Below are 17,953 nucleotides of genomic sequence, written 5' to 3'. Positions count from 1 at the left end.
GTCCCCGCCGTCCGATCCGTCCGCCCCCACCTCCAGGAGACCGCAGTGGCCCGGCGCCCCCTCCCCCGCATCCTGAGCACAGGCAGCGCGCAGATCGCCCGGAGCCGGGAGCTGGCCCGGACGGCGGCGGACAGCGCCACCGACATCCTGCACCCGCTGATCACCGTCGCCCGCGGTCTGCGCCGGCTGGCCGCGGCCGGGCGGCTCAAGTGGGCCGAGACACCCAAGGACCGGCGCGGCCCGCTGCTGTTCCTGGCGGCCTCGGTGGTCCTGGTGGTGGCCCTCGTCCCCTACGGCCCGCTGCTCGCCGTCATCACCCTGATGGCGGCGGCAGCCTGGCAGGGCCGGGACCGCACCCCACCGGTCCCCGATGGCCCCGACGAGTCGCAGACCCAGCGGCTCCGGTCGCTGTACGAGGCCCTCGTCCCGTACTTCTCGACGGCCGAGGACCCCGCTCCCCTGTACGCCCACGGCGGCGACTGGGAGAAGGCCTTCCCGGAGTACGAGTTCGACGGGTCCGGCCGCGTCGCCCACCTCGAGGTCCACTACCCGGCGTACTTCCCCGACGGCGAGGCCGAGCCACGCGCGCGCGTGGAGCACCTCCTCGCCTCCAAGTCGGGCCGCGGCCGCGAGTACCTCTTCGACTGGGACGAGGAGGGCAACACACTCACCCTCCGCGTCCTCGCCCCGCTCCCCACCGACATCGCCGCCCAGCGTTTCGTCACCGCCCCCGGCGAGACGGTCCTGGGCTTCACCGACCCGTCCCACGTCCTGCGCACCCTGCCCCTCGGCCACGGCGAGGAGCGGCGGGACGTCCCGCCCGTCGTCTGGCGCACCGGCGTCCGCTCCACCGAGCCCCACCTCCTGGCCGTCGGCCGGCCCGGCAGCGGCACCTCGACCCTGCTGCGCTCCCTCGCCCTGCAGGCCCTCCAGTACGGGGACGTCCTGATCGTCGAGGGCGGCGGCACCGGCGAGTACGCCTGTCTCGCCGGCCGGGACGGCGTCCTGGGCGTCGAGGTGGGACTCGCCGGGGCGCTGGCCGGCCTGGAATGGGCCGCCCAGGAGACGGAGCGCCGGCTGATCGCCGCGAACCAGGCCCGCCAGGAGGGCAACCCCCCGCCGGACGACGTCAAGCGCCCGCTGTGGATCCTCCTCGACCGCCCCACCGCGTTCAGCCACCTCGCTGAGGCGGAGGGCCGCGCGGACCCGCAGGCATTCCTCCAGGTCCCGCTGCGGCACGGCCGCGCGGCCTCGGTGACGGTGGTCGTGGCCGAGCAGTTCGACAACCTGGACGCCCTCAGCGAAGCGGTACGGCAGCACACGCGCGCGCGTGTCGTCCTCGGGCCCGCCTCGGGCAGGCAGCTGGAGGCGATCCTCGGCGCGCCCGCGCACACCACTCCCGTCGACGACGTCCCGCCCGGGCGCGGCTACGCCCGGCTCGGCGCGGGACCGGTGCACCGCCTCCAGGTACCGGCGACCCCGGACCCCTACGACGACGCGACGAGCGACGGCCACCGGCAGGCGGTCCTCGACCTGCTGCCGCCCCGCTCGACCCCGGCGGACGCCGAGGCCCTGCCGGTCCCGGCGGAGGCCGTGGCCCTGGAGAGCTCGTAGGGACACGGGCGGGGCCTGCCGCCCGCACCCTTGCCGCACCGGCCGGGCCGGGCCCCGTCTACGCGACGAACGTGCGCGGGGCCTCCCCGCCCGCCGTCCCCCCGCTCTGCACGATCCGGGCCGCCGCCGCCAGCCGTGCCGCCGCCTCGTCGGCCACCGCGCCCCCCACGGTGAACGGCAGCCGCACATAGCCCTCGAAGGCGCCGTCCACCCCGAAGCGCGGTCCGGACGGCACCCGGACCCCGACCCGCTCCCCCGCCTCGGCGAGCCGCGACCCGGACAGCCCGCCGGCCCGCACCCACAGCGTCAGCCCGCCCTGGGGCACCTCGAACTCCCAGTCCGGCAGCTCCCGCCGCACCGCGGCGACCAGCGCGTCCCGGTTCTCCCGGGCCTGAGCGCGCCGCAGCTCCACGGCCTGCTCCCAGCCGCCGGTGCTGAACAGCCAGTTCACCGCCAGCTGCTCCAGCACCGGAGTGCCCAGGTCGGCGTAGGCGCGCGCGGCGACCAGGCTGCGGATGACGTCGGGAGCCGCCCGCACCCAGCCGATGCGCATCCCGGCCCAGAAGGCCTTGCTTGCCGAGCCGACGGTGATCACCGTGGACCCGGCCGGGTCGAAGCCGCACACCGGGCGCGGCATGGCGGCGGCCGCCTCGTCGTCGAGCCACAGCTCGCTCATCGTCTCGTCGGCGACCAGCACCGTCCCCGCCGACCGGGCCGCCTCCACGAGCCGCCGCCGCTGGTCCTCGTCGGCGAGGGCGCCGGTGGGGTTGTGGAAGTCGGCGACGACGTAGGCGATGCGTGGCGCGGCCTCGCGCAGGACCTGCCGCCAGCGGTCCATGTCCCACCCGGTGAGCCCCTCCGCCATGGCGACCGGGACCAGCCGGGCCCCCGCCTCCCGCATCAGCTGGAGGATGTTGGCGTACGACGGCGACTCGACGGCGATGCGTTCGCCCCGCCCGCCGAACAGATGGCAGATCGCGTCGATGGCGCCCATGGCGCCGGTCGTCACCATGATCTGCTCGGGCATGGTGGGAATCCCGCGCGCGGTGTAGCGCTCGGCGATCATCGCCCGCAGGGCGGGCAGTCCCGCCGGGTAGTCGCCGTGCGTGTGGGCGTAGGGGGGCAGCTCCTCCAGCGCGCCCTGCACGGCGCGGGTGAGCCACGGCTCGGGGGCCGGGAGAGCGGCGCAGCCCAGGTCGATCATCGAGCCCAGGGTCTCCGGCGGCAGGGGTTCGAGCCCGCGCGCGGGGACGGGGTTCCCGGCCGGGACGGCCGTCCAGCTGCCCGCTCCGCGCCGGGACTCCAGGAAGCCCTCCGCGCGCAGCGCCTCGTAGGCGGCGGCGACGGTCGTGCGGCTGACGGACAGCGCCAGGGCGAGCTCCCGCTCGGCGGGCAGCCGGGCCGCCACCGGGACGCGTCCTTCCAGGACCAGCAGCCGGACGCCGTCGGCGAGGGCGCGGTAGGCGGGCGGGCGGCGCGTGCCGGGGCCCGCCGGACGGTCCTGCTGGGAGTTGAGCAGCCGCGCCAGTTGCGCGGCCCCTACCGCGGAGGTCCACTGCGCCATGATTACCAGTCCACCTTCCCCGAATTGGCCATGGATGGAGTTTCCTCCCCCGCCACAGAGTGTCATGAGTCAGGCCACTACCACCACCAGGGGGACCACTTGTTCAGCAACGGCCACCAACTCGCCCGACGGCTGGTCCAGCTGTACGCCGGCCTCGCGCTCTACGGCATCAGCTCGGCCATGCTCGTCCGGTCCGGCCTGGGGCTGGAGCCGTGGAACGTGCTCCACCAGGGGCTCGCCGCGCACACCGGCCTGTCCATCGGCACCGTCCTGATCATCGTGGGCGTGATCGTGCTGCTCACGTGGATACCGATGCGGCAGCGCCCGGGGCTCGGCACGGTGTCCAACGTGATCGTCATCGGGATCGTGATGGACGGGGCGCTCGCCGTCATCCCCGAGGCGCACGGTCTGTCCGTGCGCGTGCCCATGCTGGTGGCGGGGGTCGTCCTGAACGGCGCGGCGACCGGCAGCTACATCGCGGCGCGCTTCGGGCCGGGGCCGCGCGACGGACTGATGACGGGACTGCACCGGCGGACGGGCCGCTCGATCCGGATGATCCGCACGGCCGTCGAGATCAGCGTCGTGGTGACCGGTTTCCTCCTCGGCGGCACCGTGGGCGTCGGCACCCTGCTGTACGCGCTGTCGATCGGGCCGCTGGCGCAGTTCTTCCTGCGGGTGTTCGACGTGCCCGCGGCACCGGCCGGCAGCACGATCATTGCCGCGGGGTCACCCCGTGGAGCGATACTGCGTCCGTGACCGTCCTCCTGCGCCACCCCTACCTCGACCATCCGGGGCCCATCCCCTTCGCCCACCGCGGTGGGGCCGCGGACGGTCTGGAGAACACCGTGGCGCAGTTCCGGCGCGCGGCCGAGGCGGGCTACCGCTACATGGAGACCGACGTGCACACCACGCGGGACGGCAGACTGGTCGCCTTCCACGACGCGACGCTGGACCGGGTGACCGACGGGGCGGGCCGCATCGCCGAACTGCCCTGGGCCGAGGTGCGGCACGCACGCGTGGGCGGCGCGGAACCGGTCCCCCTCTTCGAGGAACTCCTGGAGACCTTCCCCGAGGTGCGCTGGAACGTCGATCTCAAGGCGGAGCCCGCGCTGCACCCTCTGCTCGATCTGATCGCGCGGGCCGACGCCTGGGACCGGGTCTGCGTGGGCTCCTTCTCCGAGGCGCGGGTGCTGCGCGCGCAGCGGCTGGGCGGACCGCGCCTGGCGACCTCGTACGGCACCCGGGGCGTGATCGGCCTCAGGCTGCGGTCGTGGGGCGTGCCCACGGCGCCGCGCCGCTCGGCGGTGGCCGCGCAGGTGCCCGAGACCCGCTCGGGCATCCCGGTCGTGGACCGCCGTTTCGTGCGCGCCGCCCACGCGCGCGGGCTGCACGTGCACGTGTGGACGGTCAACGAACCGGATCGGATGCACCGGCTCCTGGATCTCGGCGTCGACGGCATCATGACCGACCACATCGACACGCTGCGGGAGGTCATGCGGGAGAGGGGCGTGTGGGCCTGACCCGGGCTGCGTCATGGCCGCCGTCGCGGCATGCGATCACCGGCGCGGGGAAACCGGTACCCGAGAAGATTTAGCGCTCAACGCCAAAGGGCGGTAGTGTACGCGTTTGGCCTGCACGGCGTACCGTTACCGCGCGTCAAAGATGCCGAAACGCTGGGTGACATCTGCTTTCAGATGTGACAAACCGGGCGCCTGTGGGTACTGCAATGGTTGACAAGGCTGCGGCTACGACGGCGACGCATGACCCGGAACGGGACACGGAACGGGAATCTTTACCGCCGACCGGACGTTGACCGGATGACGACGACAGCGACACCTGTCCTGTGGGCGACAAGCCCGGGAGGCACGATTCATGAGTGAGCGAGCTCTTCGCGGCACGCGCCTCGTGGTGACCAGCTACGAGACGGACCGCGGCATCGACCTGGCCCCGCGCCAGGCCGTGGAGTACGCATGCGAGAAGGGGCACCGCTTCGAGATGCCCTTCTCGGTCGAGGCGGAGATCCCGCCGGAGTGGGAGTGCAAGGTCTGCGGTGCCCCAGCACTCCTCGTGGACGGCGACGGCCCTGAGGAGAAGAAGGCCAAGCCCGCGCGTACGCACTGGGACATGCTGATGGAGCGGCGGACCCGCGAGGAACTCGAAGAGGTCCTCGAGGAGCGGCTGGCCGTTCTGCGGTCCGGGGCGATGAACCTGGCGGTGCATCCCCGCGACAGCCGCAAGTCCGCCTGACCCTGGGGCGGGAAGAAAGACATAACGACCGCGGGCGCCGCACATCCGAAAGGTGTGCGGCGCCCGCGGTCGTCGTGTGCCCGCTCGGCCGGAGGGGCGAGCCCCCGGATTCAGCGGATGTCGTCCCGGATGACCTCGCCCTGGACCACCTTGCCGTCCGGGCGGTGGATGCGCGCCTGCTGGAAGGCGTCGCCGAGGACGCCCGAGCCGGCGTCGCGCAGCTTGCGGTCCACGGTGCGCTGCGTGTAGCGGCCGACGGCCTTCTGGACCGGCGGGAGCAGCAGGAGCAGGCCCGCCGCGTCGGACACCAGGCCCGGGATCATCAGGAGCAGGCCGCCGAGCATCATCAGACCGTTGCCGCCGCCCCGGGTGGGGGCCGTGCCGCGCTGGATCGCCTCGTTCAGGTTGTGGAAGGCGCGCCGGCCGGCCCGCTTGATCACCACCGCGCCGAGGACGAGCCCGGTGAGGAGCAGTACGAAGAGCGCGAACCCGCCGGCCGTGCTCGCGACCACGGACAGCAGCCAGATCTCCAGCACCAGCCATGCGGCGAACCCCAGGGGCAGGAACGTCCGCAGCCGGGAGCGCCGGGGCCGGGGCTGCTGCACGGGCTGCTGCACGGAGTACGCGGGGGTCGGAGCGCCAGTCGTCATGCGTCCAGTGTGCCTGGACCCGGCTCAGAGCGGCATAAGGGGCGATCAGCCGTCGCTGTGCGGCTTCTCGGACGCCGCCGGGTCCTTCGTCTCGTCGCTCGCCGACGGCTGCGGACGCTGCGGGACGGCGGGCCTGCCGGTTCTGGCGGACTTGCCCGCGATCTTGCCGACGCGTTCGCCCACGCCCCACGCCGTGACGCGCCACAGCGCCTCGACGAGGATGTCTCGGCTCATCTTGGAGTCGCCGAGTTCACGCTCGACGAAGGTGATGGGCACCTCGACGACGTGGAAGCCGGCCTTGACCGCGCGCCGGGCGAGGTCGACCTGGAAGCAGTAGCCCTGGGAGGCGACCCCGTCGAGGCCGAGTCCCTCCAGGGTCTCGCGGCGGAACGCGCGGTAGCCGCCGGTGATGTCGCGCAGCGGGAGGTCCAGTGCGAGGCGCGAGTACAGGCTGCCGCCGCGGGAGATCATCTCGCGGGACTTGGGCCAGTTCACGACCCGGCCGCCCGGCACCCAGCGGGAGCCCAGGACCAGGTCGGCGCCCTTGAGCGCGGTGAGCAGCCGGGGCAGCTCCTCGGGCTGGTGGGAGCCGTCGGCGTCCATCTCGATCAGTACGCCGTAGCCGTTGTCCAGGCCCCAGCGGAAGCCCGCGAGGTAGGCGGCGCCGAGGCCTTCCTTGCCCTTGCGGTGCAGCACGCGCACGTGGTCGTCCACGGCGGCCAGCTCGTCGGCCAGCTTGCCGGTGCCGTCGGGGCTGTTGTCGTCGGCCACGAGGACGTGGGCCTCGGGGACGGCCTTGCGCACCCGGCCGACGATGGCCTTGATGTTCTCCGCCTCGTTGTAGGTCGGAATGATCACCAAGGCCAGGCCGAGCGGGCCGAACTTCCTCCCCCGGTCCTGTGCCGCGAGAGTCCCGTCGCCGTCGTTCACTGCTGCCCCTTCGAGTCCGTACGCAGGGGACCACCATAGTGGCCGCCGCCTGCGATGACATGGCGGGACCTTTCATAAGGTGGTGTCGTTTTCCGAAGATCGGGGTAAGTAGGTCTTTTTCGGCGTCTTCGGAAGCCCTGGCTCCGCGCCAGGGAGCGCGTGGGGCCGAGCGTACGCGTACGGGTGAGCCCGCGGTGTGCCGCGTCGCTGCGGATGGGGGCCCGGCGCCCTTCGGGCCGACCTGGGGCCCGCTGGCTGCGGGTCGACCTAAAGCCGTTGTCTACTGAGCGCCCGGGCCCCACCCGGGTCACACCTCCCCGACCGGCCGGAAAGTTCCCTCGCGCGCGGCGCGGGCGCTGAGCCTGGCTCCCAGTGACGGCGGCCCGGAGTGGCGCACCGTCCCTGACCCAGCGGCGCCGCGGCGAGTGCGTGAACGTTCGCCGGCGGGGTGTCCGGTGGTGGACCCGGCCGAACCTACCGGCCCCCCGCCGTCGGCTGTCAACAGCCGCCCTACCTGCGGGTCTTCGGTCAAAGCGCTGGTCAGCGCGGAGGCGGCGGGGTCCGCGGGGCGGTGCGCGGACGGGTGATCTTCGCCGCTCCGCGCGGCCGGATCACTCGCCCGGCCGTACGAACACCGTCCGTCCCGCGACCACCGTGCGCAGGCATACGGGCAGGTCGGCGCCCGGGGTGAGGTCGGGCAGGCCGGGCGTTCCGGAACGGGGGTCGGTGGACCAGCGGGCGACCCGGTCGTCGGGTGCCTGGACGACCAGGTGGTCCGTGCGCCACACCGCGTAGTCCGCGGGCGCCCCGGGCACCAGGACGCCGGCGTCGTCGCGCCCGATCGCCCGCCAGCCGCCTCGGGTGTGGGCGGTGAACGCGGCGCGCACGGAGACGCGGTGCTCGGGGGTGCGGTGGAAGGCGGCGGCCCGGACCGTGCCCCAGGGGTCGAGCGGGGTGACGGGGCTGTCGGAGCCGAAGGCGAGCGGCACCCCGGCGCGCAGCAGGGCCGCGAAGGGGTTCAGCGAGCGGGCCCGTTCGACGCCGAGACGCTGGGCGTACATGCCGTCCTCGCCGCCCCACAGGGCGTCGAAGGCGGGCTGGACGGAGGCGGTGAGGCCGAGTTCGGCGAACGCGGCGATGGTTTCGGGGGTGAGCATCTCGGCGTGCTCGACGCGGTGCCGGGCGGCGCGGATCCGGGCGAGGCCCACCTTCTCCGCGGCGGCCCGCACGCCCTCGACGACGGCGGTGACGGCCGCGTCGCCGATGGCGTGGAAGCCCGCCTGGAGCCCGGCCTCGGTGCAGGCGCCGACGTGCTCCGCGACCTGGCGGGCGTCGAGGTAGGCCTTGCCGGTGTGGGCGGCGTCGGTGTACGGGGCGTGCAGGCAGGCGGTGTGGGAGCCGAGGGCGCCGTCGACGAAGAGGTCGCCGGCCGCGCCGAGGGTGCCGAGGGCGCGCGCCTTCGCCACGCCGTCCGCGCCCTGTTCGGCCCAGTAGCCGACGATCCGGGGGCCCTCCTCCTCGGCGGCGAGCCGCAGCAGGCCGGTGAGGTCGTCCTCGGAGGAGATCTCGGGTCCGGCGCACTCGTGCACCGAGCCGATGCCGAGGGAGGCGGCGTGAGCGAGGGCGGCGCGCTGGGCCTCGGTGCGCTGCCCGGCCGTCACGGCCGCGAACGCGGCGGCGCGTACGGCGTGGTGGGCGTCGGCGGTGAGCGGGCCGTCGCCGGGACGGGCGGCCAGGCTCGGGACCAGGTCCAGCAGGGCCGTGGTGACGACCGCCGAGTGGACGTCGATGCGGGACAGGTAGAGGGGCCGGCCGCCGGCCGCCTCGTCGAGCTCCGCGCGCGTCGGGGGGCGGCCGCCGGGCCAGCGGGAGGCGTCCCACCCGTGACCGAGCAGCACCTTGTCACCCGGCCTGGCCGCGGCGAAGTCGCGTACCCGGGCGAGGGCCGTCGTCAGGTCGGGCGCGGTCGACAGGTCGAGGCCGGTCAGGGAGAGGCCCGTGGCGGTGGTGTGCACATGGGCGTCGGTGAAGGCCGGGGTGACGAGGGCGCCGTCCAGGTCGACCACCTCGTCGACGCCGTCGGCGAAGGCGTCGGCAGCGCCCTCGGAGCCGACCCAGGCGACCTGGCCGCGCTCGACGACCATCGCGGTCGCGAACGGGTCGGCGGGGCTGTGGACCTCTCCACGGCGGAGCAGGACGGTCTTCGGCTCGGGGGTGCGCTCACTCATGGGCACCAGTCTCGCGCCTCGCCGGGCCCGCCCCGCACACGGGCCCCGTCGGGCGCGCCCGGCCGGTCCGCCCGCCGGGCCTGCCGGACCCGGGCGGCCGGGCGTCGTCATATCCGCGGCGGCCGGGCCTCGTACGGCGTGGACAGGACGACCGTCGTACGAGTGGAGACGCCCGCGAGGGCGCGCAGCCGGCTCAGCAGCTCCTCCAGTTCGTGCGGGGTGGCCACCCGCACCTTGAGGATGTAGTTCTCGTCGCCGGCCACGCTGTGGCAGGCCTCGATCTCGGGCACGCCGGAGAGCCGGTCGGCGATGTCGTCGGGCGCGCTGGGGTCGAACGGTTTCACCGAGATGAAGGCCGTCAGGGGCAGCCCGACCGCCTCCGGGTCCACCACGGCCGCGTAGCCGCGGATGACGCCGCGCTGCTCCAGCCGGCGCACCCGCTGGTGCACGGCCGACGTGGACAGGCCCGTGGCCTTGCCCAGGTCGGTGTAACTCATCCGCCCGTCCTTGACGAGCAGCTGCACGATCTGTCGGTCCAGCTCCTCCATGGCGCAAGAACCTACAGTGCGCCCGATCTCCGCGTATACCTATGCAGCCCAGGTCATACGCGGGTTCGGGACGGAACGCGGGGGTGTGCGGGAGACGCGGGCGGGGCATGTGGAGGGACGCGGGGACGGGCATCTGCGTTTGGCATGTGACGAACGCCACAGCGTACGCCGACGGTACGTGAGTTCCTCGTGGTTACCGCCGAGACGTGCAGGGAAGTGCTTGCTGTGGTCGAGGCCGCAGTGCCGTCACGGCCCAGCCCTAGGGGGAGAATCCCATGCAGAGTCTTAAGCGCCCTGGTCGCACCGCGCCCAAGCGGCTCCAGCCGGTCGCCGTCGAACCCGAGCCGGAGGGCGTCGAACCCGACGACCTGGCCGACGAGTTCGACGCCTACGACACCTTCGAGATGTACCGGGTGATCTGCCCGGACTGCGCGCAGCCCATCGCGCTGCTGGCGGACGAGGAGGTCCTGCCGGAGCACGCGCTGTGCGCCTCGCCGTGGAACCCCTTCGGGCTCACGGTCTGCGCCGGCACGGGACGCGCGGCGGCCGAGGCCCGCCCGGCGGATGCGTCGGCGGAGCCTCAGGAGCAGGACACCGCGCTGCTGTTGACGCTCCCTCAGGGGCTCGACTGGCGTACGCAGCCCTTCTCGCACGTCGGCGGCCCGGGCTCGCGCCCCATGCGCGTACAGGTGCTGCGCCGCCAGGCCGCCTGAGTTCCTGGCCCGTCCGGCCGACTCGACTGCCGCCCTCGCCCCGGGCCACGGCATCCGCGGACCGCCGTGGTGCGGGACCGGCATGCCCGCGGCCGTCTTGGACGGCGGCCCCGGTGCGGCGACCGGCCCCCGGGGGAAAGCGGGCCTTCCCCGGCTGACGAGCCGTGACCTGGAGCCGAGGGTGCGCGTTGCCCTGGTATGACCCCCACCCACACGGCGGCACCCGGGCGGCACCGCCAGCTGTTCGTCCCCGCGCCGGCAGGAGCGGTCCCACCGGCTCCGCCGGCCGCGCAGGACCCGCCGATCTACCGTGACCTGATCCGGGTGTGGGCCGAGCGGGGCCGCACGCTGCCCGGGCGGCACGACCCGGAGTGGGTGCGGCTGGTGGCCCCGCTGGTGCGGCCGGGGCAGTTCAGCGGGTCTCCGGACCCACTAGGTGACGTGCGATGACCATGCGCTGGATCTGGTTCGTGCCCTCCACGATCTGCAGCGCCTTGGCCTCGCGCAGATAGCGCTCGACGGGGAAGTCGGCGGTGTAGCCGTAGCCGCCGAGGACCTGGACGGCGTCGGTGGTGACCCGCATCGCGGCGTCGGTGCAGTGCAGCTTGGCCATGGCCGCCTGCGCCGCGAACGGCCGGCCGGCGTCCCGCAGCCGCGCCGCCGCCAGGTACAGGGCACGGCCGGCCTCGATCCGGGTCGCCATGTCGGCGAGCAGGAAGCGCAGCCCCTGGAAGTCGGCGACGGGCCTGCCGAACTGCCGCCGGTCCCGGGCGTAGGCGACCGCCTCGTCGAGTGCCGCCTGAGCCACCCCGACCGCGCAGGCGGCGATGCCGAGCCGGCCGGAGTCGAGCGCGGCCAGGGCGATCGCGAAGCCCTGACCGGCCTCGCCGACGCGCCGCGCGTCCGGGACGCGCACGCCGTCGAAGTGGAGCTGCGCGGTGGGTGAGCCCTTCAGTCCCATCTTCCGCTCGGGCGGCGCGGCGCTCAGCCCGTCGGCGTCGCCCGGCACCAGGAACACGGTGATCCCGCGCCGGCCCTCGCCGCCGGTGCGCGCCATGACCGTGTAGAAGTCGGCGATGCCGCCGTGCGTCGTCCAGGCCTTGGCGCCGGTGATCACCCAGGTGTCGCCGTCGCGCACCGCGCGGGTGCGCAGGGAGGCGGCGTCCGAGCCGGAGGCGGGCTCGGAGAGGCAGTACGCGCCGAGGAGCCCGCCGCCGAGCACCGCGGGCAGGTACGCGGCCCGCTGCTCCTCGGTGCCGTGGGCAGCGAGCGGGTAGGCGGCCAGGGTGTGGACGCTGATGCCGAGACCGACGGTGAGGCGGGCGGCGGCGAGCTCCTCAAGGACCTGGAGGTAGACCTCGTAGGGCTGGTCGCCGCCGCCGTGGGCGGAGTCGTACGGCAGCCCCAGCAGGCCCGCTTCGGACAGCAGGGTGAACAGCTCGCGCGGGAAGCGGCCGGCCTCCTCGTCCTCGGCGGCCGTCGGGAGGATCTCGCGGCGTGCGATGTCACGGACGAGTGCGAGCAGGTCACGGGCCTCGTCGGTCGGAAGCGGCCGGTCCACCGGCGGCGGGAAGTGATCGGGCACGGTGACTCCTCTCCTCGCCGGCCGGCGGCCTCGCGCTGTGAGTATGCCCGCGGGCGGTCGCCGCCGCACGGGCGGACGGGCCGACGGCGGTCAGCGCACGCGGGCCGCGCGGCCCGGTCTCACGCGTCCTCCCGCTGGGCCTCCTTCGGGGCGGGGAAGGCGGGGTCGAGTTCCTCGATCGCGCGCAGGGCGCCGCCCAGGGTCCGCACGAGGAGTTCGCGCATGGTGTCGCGGGTCAGCCCCCGGGGGCGGTCGATCCAGTCGAGGGTGGCCCCCTCCACGCTGCACACCCAGGAGAGCAGGCCCATCCGGGGCAGCGAGGGGATGTCGGAGCGGCCGTAGGCGCCCTCGGCGATGGTGACCACGAAGGCCTCGCGCACGCCGTCCCGGATGCCGTGCACCTCGGCGTCGAAGCCGACGCCGCCGCTCACGATCGTGCGGTAGGAGGCCTGGTGGTCCTCGGCGAAGCGCAGATAGCTGTCGATCGTGCGGTGCACCCGGTCGAGCTGGGGCAGCTCCCGGCCGCTCGCCGCGAAGGAGACCAGTTCGGCGACGGAGTCCTGGATGATCGCCAGGTAATAGCCGCGCTTGGACTGGAAGTAGTAGTAGATCAGCCCCTTGGCGACGTGCGCCTGCCGGGCGATGTCGTCCATCGAGAGTGCGTCGTAGGACGTGTCGGCGAACAACTTCCGCCCGATGGCGATGAGTTCGGCGCGACGCGCGAGTGAGCGCTCGGTACCGCGCGCCCGGGGACGGGCGGCGTCGCGCTGGTGACTGATATTCAACTCGACCCTGGTCTCCAACGGTCGGCGGGACGACGTCAGTATGTCAGGTCGAAGCGTGGGTCAGGTCACACCGGTCACCGGCCGGAGGGCGGCGCTCCGCGCCGGTGTCAGACCAGTTGGAGCTGGGCCACGAGCATCGCGAGGACCACGACGAGGGTCCACCCCAGGACGTGTTCGAAGATCTTGGGGCCGTCGTCCTGAGGTCCGCCGGTGCGGGCTCGGGCGGGGGCGGTCGCGATGTGTGCGGTCATGGCGTCTCTTCGCTGGCTCTCTGCTGGCGGTGCGGGCGGGTGCCGGACTCGGTCTGTCCACCTTGCCACCGAAAAGGGCTTTTGCGGCAGAGAGCTTGCTCACACGAGATCACACAGCTCGGCGGCTCGGCGGCTCGGCGGCTCGCACGGGAACGGCCCCCGGCCATGTGCGCCGGAGGCCGCCGCGCGCGAGGTCACCGCACGCCGACCGCCGCCAGCGCCGTGCGCTGCGCCGCCGTCGGAAGGGCCGGGAAGTAGAGGTAGCAGACGCCTCCGCTGCCGGAGACGACCTTGCCGCCGGCGTTGAGGCGCTTGGTCCGCAGCCACACGTTCTCGAACTCCCGCCGCCGGTAGACGCGCCGCACCGCCGCGTTGGTCGGCGAGGCCGGGTCGTTGGCGATCACGTCGCCGTCCGCGGTGAAGCCGATCACGGTCATCAGATGGCCGGCGGTGCCGTAACCCGCGCCGGTCAGCTCCTCCTCGATGAAGGACTGCGACGTCATGGCCGGGATGCCGGCCGCGATCAGCGTCTCCAGGTCGGTCAGCGAGCCGAGCCGGGTCACCACGCCCTGGAGGCCCTCGAAGGTGGCCGCGTAGGCGGCGTTGAACGGCCAGTTGCCGCAGCCGGCGTACTGGTGGTCGTAGGTGTACCGGGCCGCGTGGCAGACCTGGGGGTCGGCGTAGGAGGGGTTCACCCAGGCCAGCTGGCCGGGGGTGAGGCGGCCGCCCCAGTACTCGATGATCATCTGCGAGGAGGTGGGGCTGCACCACGCCTCGCCGCCGTCGTCGTACTCCGGGTACTGGCCCTCGTGCGTCTCCTGCGAGTAGCGGGGCACGTCCAGCTCCCGGGCGACGCCTGGCACGGAGGCGGGGACGGTGAAGCGGTCGGGGACGTCGGAGCCCATCGCGCCGATCCGCCACACCGTCGGGGTGGTCTGCGCGCCGGGCCGGCGGTAGAGGGTCAGGCGCAGCCGGTACGTGACGAGGCGCAGGCCGCCGGAGGCGTCGTCGATCGCCACGGTGTCCGTCCAGACGGTGCTCTTGCCGTCGCTCTGCCCGCCCACCGAGGCCCGCTTGACGTCCTGGTCGCCGGACGCCCATCGGCCCAGCACGTACCAGGGGGTCTCCGTGCCGTCGGAGTACGTGCCCTCGAACTCGACGGCGATCCAGGTGCCGGCGGGGGTGCTCGCGTTCCAGGAGGCGATCGCCTCGGTCGCGGGGACGGGCAGCCGGTGGACGGGGGACGTCCAGGTCGCGTACTCCCAGCGGGCGGTGGTCCCGGTGTGCGGGTCGGTGTGGTCCACGACGCCGAGCGGCGTGTCGACCACGACTCCGGGCCGGTCTCCCGCGACGGCCCGGACGCCCTGGGCGACGCCGGAACGCCAGTCGTCGTACGTGGTCCAGGCCCGGTAGTCGACGGGGCGGGCGGGGGCCGCCGTCGCTTCGGGCGTCACGGTGTCCGGTCCGGCCGGGTCGACGGCCGCCGCGGACCCGGAGCCGCCCGCCACGGCGGCGACGACCGCGGCGGCGAGGACGGACCTGCGGGAGGGCCGGTCGGCGGCACGGGAGAGCTGGTCGGTCACGCCGGGGCCCTGGTCGGTCCCGCTGAACGGCTGTTCGGCTCGGCTCATGGACGGAAGACTCCCCAGGGGTGCGGGACGGGTCCGGTACGACGGTAGTGCGCCCACTATGAACGCGGACGCCCGGGCCCGCCAGCACCCGCACCCGTGCCACGCCGCCCGTCCGGCGAGGAGCGACCGAATAGACTCGTACGCCACCGGACAAGCCCCGCACACGCCGCACGCCCCTCCGGCGCGCCACCTCACCCGCCCCCTCGGGCCCGCCACCGGACAAGCCCTTCTGGAGCCGTCATCCACCAGCTCGCCGCCCGGCTCCGCCGGCTGCCGCCGTCCTGCGGTCCGGTCCGTCTCGTGGGCGTCGACGGACACGCCGGATCGGGGAAGTCCACCTTCGCCGCCCGGCTGGCCGAGGCCCTCGGCGGTGCGCCGGTCCTGCACCTCGACGACATCGCCAGCCATGACGAGCTGTTCGCGTGGACGCCGCGTCTGATGGCCGAGGTGATCGAGCCGCTCGGCCGGGGCGAGACGGCGCACTACTCCCCCTACGACTGGCGCGCCCGCCGCTTCGCCCCGCCCCGGCCGCTGCCGCCGGCCCCCGTGGTCCTGATGGAGGGCGTCGGCGCGGGCCGTCGCGCGCTGCGGCCGTACCTGGCGCGGCTGCTGTGGATGGAGATGCCTGCCGAGGAGGCCTGGGCGCGCGGGCGGGCACGTGACGGAGAGGAGCAGCGGGAGTTCTGGGACGGCTGGGTCCGGGCCGAACTGCGTCATGTCGCCGAGGACCCTTCGCGTCCCCATGCCGACGCGCTGGTACGGCAGTTGGGCGAGGGATACGAGGTGCTGCCGGGGCCCGCAGCCCGGTCTGGCCCGGACCGCGATGTCACACACCGTGAGGACCCGCGTTCGATGTGGTGAACCTGTGAAGGGACTTGCGCTCGAACTTGGCCAACTGCTCCGACGACGCTTGACCGGTGGCCGGGGCAGGACTTACGTTCTCAATGTGCGGCAATCGAAGCCGCCCGAAGGACGCGAAGCCCCCGGTTGTTCCCCCGTGATCGGGGGCTTCGTTCTGCCCGCGCCCCGTTCCCGCGCCCCTCTGCGAGCGCGATGTGACGCCGGACTCTCACTCAGCGTCACCGTGCTGTCATGCGCCCCCTCTGCTCCCACCTGGCCGGACGGCCCGTGCGGCACCCTACGGCGGGCCGCGTCCGCGCGGGTACGATGCCCTCGGTGCGACCTGGGAAAGCCGCTAGCACCTTCCAACTCCGGTCCGCGGCACAGTGGTTCGACCACCGGCGGGCGACGGTCCGGCGGCACACCGACGGGGGCAGGGTCTGTGGGGGACGTGATGGACTTCGGCACGCAAGGCCCCGACGCCCCGGCCGACCTGGCCTGGCTGCGCGGCGTGGACGCCTACACGATGGGCGCGTATCCGCAGGCGGAGGAGGAGTTCCGGGCCGCCGTGCGCATGGACCCCGGCATGGCCGACGGCTGGCTGGGCCTGCACGCGCTGCGCGTCGACACCACGACCGCGCTGCTGCGGATGTTCCGTCACCGCGACCGCTTCGGCGAACAGCGCACCCGGCACCGCCGGACGCTCAACTCCTGGTACTGGCTGGGCTGGTGGGTGCAACCGGTGCTGGAGAGTCCCCGCGACCTGCTTCTGGCGCACGCCTCGCACTGGCTGGACGGCCGCCATGTGCCCGAGCTGGACCGGGCGCTCGCGGGACTCCCGCCCGTCGACACCGACCACCAGGTCCGCTTCCTGCACGCCTGCCGCGCCTATCTGGTCAAGGACTGGGAGCAGCTCGCCCGGCACACCGACCCGCTGATCGACGACCCGCTGCTGGGCATCGAGGCGGGCCTGTTCGGCGGCATGGCCCGGGTCCGCCTGGAGATGTACGGGCAGGCGGAGCCCCTGCTCTCGGCGGCGCTGATGCGTTGCCGCAGCGAGCAGCCGCAGCGCAAGGAGCTGCGGTACTGGCTGGCCCGCGCCCATGAGGGCACCGGCCGTTCCGCCGCCGCCCTCCCCCTCTACCGGGCCGTGCACCGCGTGGACCCCGCGTTCATGGACACCTCGGCCCGGCTGGCCGCGATCGCCGAGGGCGACGGCTACGACGACCCCGCCGACTTCGCGGCGATCGCGCTGACCGGCGCCGGCCAGGACGCCGGGGACGGGCCGGACGCCCTGGACCCGCTGTTCGGCACGGAGGGCCGGGACCTCAGGCTCCCCGAGCCCGCCGATCTGCCGCCGGCCGGGCCGCTGCCGTCGGCGGTCGACCCGGCGGTGCGCGCGAGGACGCTCGGGGCCACGACCCTGCCCGCCGGCCCCACCGACCCGGCCCTGCTGCAGGAGGCGCTCGCCGAGCTGGAGCGCATGGTGGGCCTGGAGCCGGTGAAACGTCAGGTCAAGGCCCTGTCGGCGCAGCTCAACATGGCGCGGCTGCGGGCCGGGCAGGGGCTCCCGGTGCAGCCTCCGAAGCGGCACTTCGTCTTCTCCGGCCCGTCCGGCACCGGCAAGACCACGGTGGCCCGCATCCTCGGCCGGGTCTTCTACGCCCTCGGACTGCTGGGCGGCGACCACCTGGTGGAGGCGCAGCGGGCCGATCTGGTCGGCGAGTACCTCGGGCAGACGGCGGTGAAGGCCAACGAGCTGATCGACTCCGCGCTCGGCGGGGTGCTCTTCGTCGACGAGGCGTACTCACTGTCGAACTCCGGCTACGGCAAGGGCGACGCGTACGGGGACGAGGCGCTGCAGGTGCTGCTGAAGCGGGCCGAGGACAACCGGGACCACCTGGTGGTGATCCTGGCCGGCTACCCGGAGGGGATGGACCGGCTGCTGGCCGCGAACCCGGGCCTGTCGTCCCGCTTCACGACGCGGGTCGACTTCCCGTCGTACCGGCCGCTGGAGCTGACCTCGATCGGCGAGGTGCTCGCCGCGGAGAACGGCGACGTGTGGGACGAGGAGGCGCTGGAGGAGCTGCGGTCCATCGCGGGACACGTCGTCGACCAGGGGTGGATCGACGAGTTGGGGAACGGGCGGTTCCTGCGCACGCTGTACGAGAAGAGCTGCGCCTACCGGGATCTGCGGCTGTCGGTCTACCCGGGGACGCTGTCGCGGGACGACTTGTCGACTCTGCGGCTGCCGGACCTGATGCAGGCGTACGGAGAGGTGCTGTCGGGCCGGGGCCCGCAGGACCCTCCGGGGATGTGAGCCGGAAGGGCCCCGCGGGCAGCCGCCTCTCAGGGCGACACACCTGA

Annotated in this window: 16 protein-coding genes; 7 read left to right on the top strand and 9 right to left on the bottom strand. The window is 73.9% G+C overall.

The window, feature by feature from the left end; translation table 11 throughout:
• Window positions 1-45 precede the first annotated feature (45 nt).
• The gene (locus ACFYXA_RS33135) at window positions 46-1,614 is read left to right on the top strand and encodes a hypothetical protein (protein ID WP_389039898.1); all 1,569 of its coding nucleotides are present in this window, start codon (window positions 46-48) and stop codon (window positions 1,612-1,614) included.
• 58 nt (window positions 1,615-1,672) lie between these two features.
• On the opposite strand, the gene ACFYXA_RS33130 is transcribed toward ACFYXA_RS33135, so the two are convergent.
• Window positions 1,673-3,178: a PLP-dependent aminotransferase family protein gene (locus ACFYXA_RS33130; protein ID WP_352248114.1), complete on the bottom strand. Its 1,506-nt coding sequence runs from the start codon at window positions 3,176-3,178 to the stop codon at window positions 1,673-1,675.
• Window positions 3,179-3,277: 99 nt separating this feature from the next.
• On the opposite strand from ACFYXA_RS33130, the gene ACFYXA_RS33125 reads away from it, so the two are divergent.
• From ACFYXA_RS33125 to ACFYXA_RS33115, 3 genes are all read left to right on the top strand, one after another.
• Window positions 3,278-3,934: a YitT family protein gene (locus ACFYXA_RS33125; protein ID WP_389039894.1), complete on the top strand. Its 657-nt coding sequence runs from the start codon at window positions 3,278-3,280 to the stop codon at window positions 3,932-3,934.
• On the top strand, window positions 3,931-4,698 hold the full coding sequence (locus ACFYXA_RS33120) for a glycerophosphodiester phosphodiesterase (protein ID WP_352248110.1): 768 nt from the start codon (window positions 3,931-3,933) through the stop codon (window positions 4,696-4,698). The genes ACFYXA_RS33125 and ACFYXA_RS33120 overlap by 4 nt, the downstream gene beginning before the upstream one ends.
• Before the next feature lie 352 nt (window positions 4,699-5,050).
• A complete protein-coding gene (locus ACFYXA_RS33115) occupies window positions 5,051-5,425 on the top strand; it encodes an RNA polymerase-binding protein RbpA (protein ID WP_020128921.1) in 375 nt (124 codons plus the stop codon).
• A gap of 110 nt (window positions 5,426-5,535) precedes the next feature.
• Here ACFYXA_RS33115 and fxsA read toward each other — a convergent pair whose 3' ends face one another.
• From fxsA to ACFYXA_RS33095, 4 genes are all read right to left on the bottom strand, one after another.
• Window positions 5,536-6,075: an FxsA family membrane protein gene (fxsA, locus tag ACFYXA_RS33110; RefSeq protein WP_389039889.1), complete on the bottom strand. Its 540-nt coding sequence runs from the start codon at window positions 6,073-6,075 to the stop codon at window positions 5,536-5,538.
• 45 nt (window positions 6,076-6,120) lie between these two features.
• Window positions 6,121-7,005, bottom strand: a complete 885-nt coding sequence (locus ACFYXA_RS33105; protein WP_389039886.1) for a polyprenol monophosphomannose synthase — start codon at window positions 7,003-7,005, stop codon at window positions 6,121-6,123.
• Between the two features lie 611 nt (window positions 7,006-7,616).
• Window positions 7,617-9,233 (bottom strand): amidohydrolase, encoded by a 1,617-nt coding sequence (locus ACFYXA_RS33100; RefSeq protein WP_389039883.1) that lies wholly within the window; start codon window positions 9,231-9,233, stop codon window positions 7,617-7,619.
• 107 nt (window positions 9,234-9,340) lie between these two features.
• Window positions 9,341-9,781 (bottom strand): Lrp/AsnC family transcriptional regulator, encoded by a 441-nt coding sequence (locus tag ACFYXA_RS33095; RefSeq protein ID WP_130444603.1) that lies wholly within the window; start codon window positions 9,779-9,781, stop codon window positions 9,341-9,343.
• Between the two features lie 275 nt (window positions 9,782-10,056).
• Between ACFYXA_RS33095 and ACFYXA_RS33090 the strand changes: the two genes are divergently transcribed.
• Window positions 10,057-10,494, top strand: a complete 438-nt coding sequence (locus ACFYXA_RS33090) for a hypothetical protein (RefSeq protein ID WP_351097385.1) — start codon at window positions 10,057-10,059, stop codon at window positions 10,492-10,494.
• 412 nt (window positions 10,495-10,906) lie between these two features.
• On the opposite strand, the gene ACFYXA_RS33085 is transcribed toward ACFYXA_RS33090, so the two are convergent.
• The 4 genes from ACFYXA_RS33085 to ACFYXA_RS33070 form a co-directional block, all read right to left on the bottom strand.
• Entirely contained in the window at window positions 10,907-12,079 is a 1,173-nt protein-coding gene (locus ACFYXA_RS33085) for an acyl-CoA dehydrogenase family protein (RefSeq protein WP_389039880.1), read from the bottom strand.
• 119 nt (window positions 12,080-12,198) lie between these two features.
• Window positions 12,199-12,864 (bottom strand): TetR/AcrR family transcriptional regulator, encoded by a 666-nt coding sequence (locus ACFYXA_RS33080; protein WP_389039877.1) that lies wholly within the window; start codon window positions 12,862-12,864, stop codon window positions 12,199-12,201.
• Between the two features lie 107 nt (window positions 12,865-12,971).
• Window positions 12,972-13,115: an SCO1431 family membrane protein gene (locus ACFYXA_RS33075; RefSeq protein WP_130444595.1), complete on the bottom strand. Its 144-nt coding sequence runs from the start codon at window positions 13,113-13,115 to the stop codon at window positions 12,972-12,974.
• A 194-nt stretch (window positions 13,116-13,309) separates the two neighbouring features.
• The gene (locus ACFYXA_RS33070; protein ID WP_389039872.1) at window positions 13,310-14,746 is read right to left on the bottom strand and encodes a peptidase C39 family protein; all 1,437 of its coding nucleotides are present in this window, start codon (window positions 14,744-14,746) and stop codon (window positions 13,310-13,312) included.
• Window positions 14,747-14,986: 240 nt separating this feature from the next.
• On the opposite strand from ACFYXA_RS33070, the gene ACFYXA_RS33065 reads away from it, so the two are divergent.
• Window positions 14,987-15,607: a uridine kinase gene (locus ACFYXA_RS33065; protein WP_389039947.1), complete on the top strand. Its 621-nt coding sequence runs from the start codon at window positions 14,987-14,989 to the stop codon at window positions 15,605-15,607.
• A gap of 433 nt (window positions 15,608-16,040) precedes the next feature.
• Complete coding sequence (locus ACFYXA_RS33060) at window positions 16,041-17,906, top strand: AAA family ATPase (protein WP_389039869.1); 1,866 nt, start codon at window positions 16,041-16,043, stop codon at window positions 17,904-17,906.
• The last annotated feature ends 47 nt before the right edge of the window (window positions 17,907-17,953 follow it).

The organism is Streptomyces sp. NPDC002566, from assembly GCF_042889585.1.
In the GTDB taxonomy this organism is placed as follows: domain Bacteria; phylum Actinomycetota; class Actinomycetes; order Streptomycetales; family Streptomycetaceae; genus Streptomyces.
The sequence above is the reverse complement of the archived record's forward strand: the minus strand, read 5'-3'. Positions and strand labels throughout refer to the sequence as shown.